General features: G+C 47.5%; 6 protein-coding genes and 1 tRNA gene. 3 read left to right on the top strand and 4 right to left on the bottom strand.

The window, feature by feature from the left end:
• Positions 1-324, bottom strand: a 324-nt coding sequence (locus tag ACTHY5_RS07285) for an HPP family protein (RefSeq protein WP_441878221.1), incomplete at its 3' end; no start/stop codon positions are given.
• A gap of 120 nt (positions 325-444) precedes the next feature.
• On the opposite strand from ACTHY5_RS07285, the gene ACTHY5_RS07280 reads away from it, so the two are divergent.
• Positions 445-660 (top strand): hypothetical protein, encoded by a 216-nt coding sequence (locus ACTHY5_RS07280; protein ID WP_441878220.1) that lies wholly within the window; start codon positions 445-447, stop codon positions 658-660.
• Between the two features lie 66 nt (positions 661-726).
• Positions 727-817, top strand: a tRNA-Ser gene (locus ACTHY5_RS07275).
• Between the two features lie 241 nt (positions 818-1,058).
• On the opposite strand, the gene ACTHY5_RS07270 is transcribed toward ACTHY5_RS07275, so the two are convergent.
• From ACTHY5_RS07270 to ACTHY5_RS07260, 3 genes are all read right to left on the bottom strand, one after another.
• On the bottom strand, positions 1,059-2,195 hold the full coding sequence (locus ACTHY5_RS07270) for a MalY/PatB family protein (RefSeq protein WP_441878218.1): 1,137 nt from the start codon (positions 2,193-2,195) through the stop codon (positions 1,059-1,061).
• A gap of 60 nt (positions 2,196-2,255) precedes the next feature.
• Complete coding sequence (locus ACTHY5_RS07265) at positions 2,256-3,155, bottom strand: LysR family transcriptional regulator (RefSeq protein WP_441878216.1); 900 nt, start codon at positions 3,153-3,155, stop codon at positions 2,256-2,258.
• A gap of 86 nt (positions 3,156-3,241) precedes the next feature.
• Complete coding sequence (locus tag ACTHY5_RS07260; protein WP_441878225.1) at positions 3,242-4,009, bottom strand: YciK family oxidoreductase; 768 nt, start codon at positions 4,007-4,009, stop codon at positions 3,242-3,244.
• A gap of 194 nt (positions 4,010-4,203) precedes the next feature.
• Between ACTHY5_RS07260 and sohB the strand changes: the two genes are divergently transcribed.
• Positions 4,204-5,223 (top strand): protease SohB, encoded by a 1,020-nt coding sequence (sohB, locus tag ACTHY5_RS07255; protein ID WP_441878223.1) that lies wholly within the window; start codon positions 4,204-4,206, stop codon positions 5,221-5,223.
• Positions 5,224-5,363 lie beyond the last annotated feature (140 nt).

The raw sequence follows: 5,363 nt of genomic DNA, 5'->3' as shown, positions 1-5,363 counted from the left end.
ACCAGCGGGAGGGTGTAAGGTGTCGGTGAGCACCATTAAGGTAAAGCTTAAGCCAAAGCAAATCGCCAGCCCAATCATGGGGTCAGGAATAAATTTTAGGCCTATAATAGAAAGAATAGTGGTGAGTAAATGACCTAAAATAACATGCTTAGGGCGAGATAAAGGGGCCGAGGGCAGCAGTAACAACAACACCAGCGTGGCCCCTAATGGCGCACTCAAAATCATAAAGTGAGTCCAGTTCTTTAGGTAACTCAATACTATGACGGCAGTAAAGGCGGCGAGTCCCGCGAGAGTGGCGTCGCGCAGTCGATGTTTTAGGTGCATATACCCTCAGTGTAAAAAAAGTGAAGTAGGTCACAGTTAAAGTAAAAGTGTATTCAAAATACATATCAATTAAAAGGCAAATATAAAACACTAACGTTATAAGTTAGTGCCGGAGGCGATATGAGTGATCATGAAGCATTACGTAAAGCCATCGCTTGGATAGTCGAGCATAATGCCATTGATGAGCAGTTAGTGCGTGCGGCGAGTCAGCGCTTTGACCTTTCTGCGCTTGATGAGGCATTTTTACAACAATACTTTGTTGAACTACAGCATAGTGAGCCTCAAGCTAGCTCCAATAATATGGATAATAAGCCAGAAAGTAATCAAAGTGATTAATTAGCCAGCAATCAAACTATTAGCTGTTTACAGCAAGGCTCACTATCAGTATTATGCATCTCGTTCGGAGGGGTGGCAGAGTGGTTGAATGCACCGGTCTTGAAAACCGGCATGGGTTTATAGCCCATCCAGGGTTCAAATCCCTGCTCCTCCGCCATAAACACAAAAAAGGCCTTGCTGCAAAGCAAGGCCTTTTTTGTGCCTGACTTGCTTAAAGGTAGCGCCGAGCGCCCGGCGCCAAGCTAACCCCTAAGCACTGAGTCTTTGGTATGGTGCATTAATGCTGTCGACGTGTTTTACGTAGGGGCGAATTTATTCGCACAAAAGGGCTAATAAAAAACGCCGCCTGACTATCTAAGCTAGGCGGCGTTGTTATTATTTCAGCTACGGCTTTGAATCTAACGCGCTTCTAGTGCTGTTATCATGCGATCTAGAGCTTGCTCTAGCATGGCGCGCGGGCAACCGAAGTTGATGCGAATAAAGTCGCTGCCGCCAAACTGTCCGCCCGGAGAAACTCCCACCCCCGCTTGTTCAAAAAAGCCCACCGCATCTTCTAAGCCTAGGGCACTAATATCCACCCAAGCCAAGTAGGTCGCCTCTGGGGATAATACTTTAACCCCAGATACTTGATTTAAGCGTGTTACCAGGAGATCGCGATTCTCGCGCAGGTACACCAGCTGTGCGGCCAGCCAGTCGTCGCCATCTTGATAAGCAGCCTCGGCGGCCACAAAACCTAGCAAGTTTACGTCAGCCATAATACCGCGCGCGGCGCGAGTAAACTGTTGGCGCAACTTAGGATTAGGGATAATAGCAAACGAGCAGCATAAGCCGGCAATATTAAAGGTTTTGCTGGGCGCCATTAAGATCACACTGCGATTGGCGGCATCGTCACTAACGGCTGCATAGGGAATATGGGGTTTGCCTTCATCAAGCAAGAGGTCACAGTGAATTTCATCTGAGCAGACAATCACATTATGCCGTTCAGCAATGTCATTAATGGCTTGTAACTCGGCTTGGGTATAAATAGTGCCGCCTGGATTATGCGGGTTACATAATAAGAAGAGATCGCTGTGTTTGGCTTGTTCTTCTAATTGCTCAAGATCCAGTAACCAACGTCCATCTTGTTCAACCATGTCCACATAGGCTGCTTTACGGCCATGAAAGCCCGGCGCATGTAAAAATGGATAGTAAATAGGCTTGGCTGTAATAATATTGCTATTAGGCTCGGTAAAGGTATCACACGCCAAGTTGAGCGCAGGGACTACACCTGGCATATACACCAGCCAATCGGCTTCTATATGCCAGCCATACAGATCGGCCATGCGCTTGATAAGTAGCTCAGTGAGTTGTGGGCTAGGGCGACTATAACCAAAAATACCATGCTCAACGCGCTCAGATAACGCCTTAATCACTGCTGGTGGCGCTTTAAATTCGGTATCTGCTACCCACATCGGCAAAATATCGGTGCCTTCGTACTTGAGCCACTTAAGGGCACGGGTAGGGCGTCTGTCTATCCACTGATCAAAATCAAACATTAGGGGTCCTTGTCAACTGTTAGGGGGTTAGCATAAGCAAGGCGTTAGCCACTGGCAAGATCAAGCCTTACTTGCACTCTTATCTGGCAAACCATAATGGTGACGAATAAGAGTTAATAATAAACTGGCTGCGGGGCCGGGTGGGGAGGTTTGAGGTAACACTAAATGCGTAAAGCGTTTACGTTGTATGTAATTTGCCATATTGAGACGAGTTAATATATTGGCCTGAATCAGCGGTGCCACTACATCTTGCGGCAACCAAGCAAAGCCGACGCCGCGGCGTAGTAAAGACAAGGTATCGTGTAGGTGATTAATCACCCAAGGTTGTTCTGTGCCTTCCCAGCCTGCCTCTGCTTGATGACTGTCGGCCAGTATTAACTCCAGCTCTTGCTCTAGATCGTGAGAGTTAACTTCAACAAGCGTGGCCAGTCGGTGGGTTGATGAACAGACTGGTAAATAAGCCGTTGTTATCAGCGGTAAGCTGGTGACGCCACTGAAGGCTTTACTGGCAAAAACAAAGTTTGCTGCCTGTTTATGAATAACAGCGGCACAGCCACTGGGCTGAGCTTCTGCTAAATGAATACGACAGCCTCGCGAGCGAATAGAAAAATCAGCCAGTGCCTGATACAAAGGCTGGCGCGGTAATGAGGCCTCTACCACAATACGCAACACTGGCTCCCAGCCACTGGCTAATACATCCGCCAGTAGCTCTAGCTCTTCTATGCCTTGAGTTAGCTTACGAGAGCGACGTAAAAACACCTCCCCCTCTGGAGTAAGAAAGGCTTTGCGCCCTTTTACTTCTAATAAGGCGACCCCTAGCCCTTGCTGCAGTTTTGCGACAGCATGGTTGAGTGAAGAGGGGCTTTTATTCAGGACTTCTGCGGCTTGGGCATATCCCCCATTATCAACTACCGCCTGAAATATTCGCCATTGCTCTACCGTACTTTTGGGACGATACATGGCCTGTCATATCCTTTTGGCATAGAGCCCTGACTCCATTTGAGCTTACAGCTAATTATAATATTTCACGTGCGCAGCGTCACTCCTTAAGAAGTAACCCCAGAACTTACCTTATCTGGTTGCGCATTCAAAGATTGACCACGAACATCGAGACTCTCCTCTCCCATTAAGTACAGGTATAGTGGCATAATTTGTTCTGGGGTGCGTAAAGTGGCAGGATCTTCCCCCGGGTAGGCACGTGAGCGCATATCGGTGCGCGTAGCGCCTGGGTTAATGCAGTTAACGCGAACCTGAGTATTACTCAACTCATCGGCTAATACTTGCATCATACCTTCGGTGGCAAACTTTGAGATAGCATAAGGCCCCCAGTAAGCACGGCCTTGCTTGCCAACCCCTGAGCTGGTGTACACAATAGATGCCTGCTCGCTTGCCTTTAATAACGGCAATAGTGCTTGGGTCAGTAAAAATTGTGAACGAAGATTAATTTGCATCACCTTGTCCCACTCATCTTCACCAATCATTTCAAACGGGCCTAGCACGCTTAAGTGACTGGCATTAAATAACACCCCGTTAAGCTGGCCAAACTGCTGCTTTAAGGTTTCGGCCATTTGTAGGTAATGATCTTTGGTTGCGCCTTCTAAATCGAGCGGAATAATGGCAGGCTCCGGGCTCCCTTGAGCTAATAGCGCATCGTAAACGGCCTCTAACTTGCTGACAGTTTTGCCTAATAGCACAACGGTGGCGCCATGGGCCCCATATTGCAGTGCGGCTTGGCGACCAATACCGTCGCCGGCGCCCGTAATTAAAATAACTTTATTGTTAAGTAAGTTAGCAGCTGCTTGGTAGTTATGCATATCGGCTTGGGTCTCTTTTAACATTAATATAGAGCGATCAAACCAGACTCTGCGCAGGGATGCTAGTGCTTAACGTTAAAATCAAAAGAAAAAGGCCATTGGTGTTCGCGCATAAGACTTTTACAATAGGCGATTAACCTAGCTAAAACGCATTTGCTTTATCACTGTTCATTGTTATTAAAGGAAACATCATGCTGGAATTTTTATATGAATATGGCGTATTTGCCGCCAAAGCCATCACTTGGGTGGTTGCCATTGCGGTGGTCATTGCCTTAGTGGCGGGCACGGCCTCGCGGCAAAAGCGCGGTGGCGATAAGCTAGAAATTGAAGACCTAAGCGCAGATTTACGCCGCCAGCAACGCCAGCTACAAATGGCCACTGCAAATAATGATAGTGAGCGCAAAACTCTAAAACAACAATTTAAGCAAGCTGCTAAGGCTGAAAAAAAGCAAACTGAAGTCGGTGCGCGCCTATATGTACTAGACTTTAAAGGCAGTATGGATGCTAATGAAGTGAGTGGTTTAAGTCGTGAAGTCACCGGTTTATTGCAGCTCGCTAAAGCAGGCGATGAGGTGTTAGTGCGGTTAGAGTCTGGTGGTGGTGTGGTACACGGCTATGGGTTAGGTGCCGCTGAGCTTGCTCGCCTGAAACAAAAAGGGCTACACCTGACGGTAGCGGTAGATAAAGTTGCTGCCAGTGGAGGCTATATGATGGCCTGTGTGGCAGAGCGTATTATTGCTGCACCGTTTGCCATTGTGGGCTCTATTGGCGTAGTGGCACAAATGCCTAACTTTAATAAATTTCTAAAAGGAAAAGACATAGACGTTGAGCTGCACACCGCAGGCGCGTATAAGCGCACTTTAACCTTGTTTGGGGAAAATGATGATGAAGGGCGTGCTAAGTTTCGTGAAGAGTTAGAGGTTATCCACCATCGCTTTAAAGACTTTATTGCCAAAAACCGTCCGGCTTTAGCGCTAGATAAAGTGGCCACTGGCGAACACTGGTTAGCCACTGATGCCAAAGACTTAGGCTTGGTGGATGAATTATCAACTAGCAGTGAGTATTTGCTGGCGCAAAGTGAACATAAGCGGGTGATCCGTTTGCACTTTACTCCTAAGCAAAGCCTAAAGCACAAGCTGGGATATGCCGCCGAGTTGGGTGTTAGTCGTGCCATCAGCAAGCTCATGGAAGCCGGCCAACGCCCGTTTAGCTAAGCTTTTATAAAGATAAGCCAAAGCTAAACCTGATAACAAAGCCACTATTTTAGTGGCTTTTTGCTGTGTAGCGCCCAACTATTCACCTCTGGTTTGCTTAACGCTGAAACGGATAGACTGCGCCTAGCTGTAATATCTGT

The sequence above is a fragment of the Oceanisphaera sp. genome, from assembly GCF_052084945.1.
Classification (GTDB): Bacteria; Pseudomonadota; Gammaproteobacteria; order Enterobacterales; family Aeromonadaceae; genus Oceanimonas.
Note: the sequence above shows the minus strand (reverse complement) of the source record. Positions and strands in the feature narration are given on the sequence as shown.

Coding starts and splice junctions, on each gene's coding strand:
- ACTHY5_RS07280 (WP_441878220.1), top strand. CDS start 445: ATGAGTGATCATGAAGCATTACGTAAAGCCATCGCTTGGATAGTCGAG.
- ACTHY5_RS07265 (WP_441878216.1), bottom strand. CDS start 3,155: ATGTATCGTCCCAAAAGTACGGTAGAGCAATGGCGAATATTTCAGGCG.
- ACTHY5_RS07260 (WP_441878225.1), bottom strand. CDS start 4,009: ATGCATAACTACCAAGCAGCTGCTAACTTACTTAACAATAAAGTTATT.
- ACTHY5_RS07270 (WP_441878218.1), bottom strand. CDS start 2,195: ATGTTTGATTTTGATCAGTGGATAGACAGACGCCCTACCCGTGCCCTT.